The sequence below is a fragment of the uncultured Cardiobacterium sp. genome (assembly GCF_938028185.1).
Classification (GTDB): domain Bacteria; phylum Pseudomonadota; class Gammaproteobacteria; order Cardiobacteriales; family Cardiobacteriaceae; genus Cardiobacterium.
In genome coordinates, this window is record NZ_CALJAH010000353.1 from 1 (window position 1) to 1,649 (window position 1,649).

The following is a 1,649-nucleotide window of genomic DNA, read 5'->3' on the forward strand; positions in this document are numbered from 1 at the left end:
TCACGGCCGTGCCGCAGCTCACGACCACGCAGGCGTTTTGGGTGAATTTGCGGCTGCCCAGCGCATTGAACCAACGATCCGCGCCGTGTTCTTCCACATGGCGGTAATGGTTGTGTATGCCGGCCGCCTGCGCCATCGAGCCCAGCCAAACGATATGCTGCGGCAAAGCAGCCTGCACTTTCTGCTTCTTCTCTTCGCCGCACACCGCCGAACCCATAATCTGCGTATGCGGCTGGGCATATTCCTGCCAATCCTGTTCCAGCGCGGCCAAATCTCGGTAATGCGCCGCCTGCGTCCGCACGATTTTCCCCTGCTCGACCCACGCCCATTTCAAGCGGCTATTGCCGCCGTCCAACAGTAAATAATGCGCGGCGGCGTGTTCCCCGTGTGCAGGCTGCTTTTCGGCGGCCACTTGTTCCGGGCGGCGCAGGCTTACTTCGCCGCTGCTGATCAAATGTTCTTCGCCGCGATAATCGCGCAGCAACAGCGCACCCGACACATCCACGCCCGCCGCATAACCCGACTGCACCACAACGCCGTCGCGCAGCAGGGCAACCGGCTGGTTTTGGTCGCGGTGGACGGCTTCATACTCCGCCTTCATCGGCGCGAAACCTTCCCGTTCGAACACGGTCAATGCGTTGTCCAATTCGCGCAACACCGCGCTGAAAACATCGTGCGAAGTCGGTTTGCCGTTGCAGGCAGCCTGCACGCCGATACGCCCCGGCACCGCGCCGGCATTGATGAAATTGATACCGATGCCGATGACGCTGTGCGTCTGCCCGTTCTGCCGCACGGTTTCAATCAAAATACCGCCCAGCTTGTCCAAGCCCACCACCAAATCGTTCGGCCATTTGATGCGCACTTCGCAACCCGCACGCGCCAAACCACGCCGGCACGCCAACGCCACCACCAAAGCCAGCGCCGTCAATTCATGCTGCGGCTTGTCCCAGCTCCAGCCCACGCTGAACAGCAGGCTCTCGCCCAGCTGCGTCTGCCACGAACGCCCCTGCCGCCCGCGCCCGGCCGTCTGCTCGGTGGCGACGACAGTCGTCATGTGCGGGGTGGGGGTGGCCTGGTCGGCGATGAGCTCGACGGCCAGGGAGTTCGTCGAGGGGGTAGAGGCGATGTGGTAGACCGGCGCGCTGACGCGGGGGTCGAGGGGTATGCGTTGGAGTCCGTCCATGCGCGCTCCTCTCGTGGGGCTTTCTGGCGGTGGGCATAGTGATGGCCACGGGATTGGTTCAAAGTTTGTCGGAAAGGGCGGACCTACGCTTCCGGAGGTTCAATAGTTGAACAGTTCGTCCCAAACCATTACGGTGCCGTAACCAGGGGGGATGCCAGTGCGGGGGCCGAATGCGCGCACTGCCCCCCGGTGGGGTGTGAGACCAGGATCACCGATGCGGGTGTGGGATGACTCCCAACGGCGTCCGGCGCCTCGTCGGTACCATTGACTGCGAAAGCGCGCCCGCCCAGGCCGGCGCACAGCAGCCAACCCCGAACGGAGAGACGTGGCGGAGTTTATCTATCAGATGATCAAGGCCCGCAAGGCCATCGGAGACAAAGTCATCCTCGACGACGTCACCATGGCCTTCTACCCCGGAGCCAAGATCGGCATGGTCGGCCCCAACGGCGCCGGCAAGTCCTCCATC

At 63.3% G+C, this 1,649-nt stretch carries 2 protein-coding genes; one reads left to right on the forward strand and one right to left on the reverse strand.

Annotated elements, in window-relative coordinates; all coding sequences use genetic code 11:
• Nucleotides 1-1,183: biotin--[acetyl-CoA-carboxylase] ligase (locus Q0349_RS10300; RefSeq protein ID WP_298080829.1), on the reverse strand; the 1,183-nt coding region annotated here is incomplete at its 3' end.
• 325 nt (nt 1,184-1,508) lie between these two features.
• On the opposite strand from Q0349_RS10300, the gene Q0349_RS14145 reads away from it, so the two are divergent.
• Nucleotides 1,509-1,649: ATP-binding cassette domain-containing protein (locus tag Q0349_RS14145; protein ID WP_366916314.1), on the forward strand; the 141-nt coding region annotated here is incomplete at its 3' end.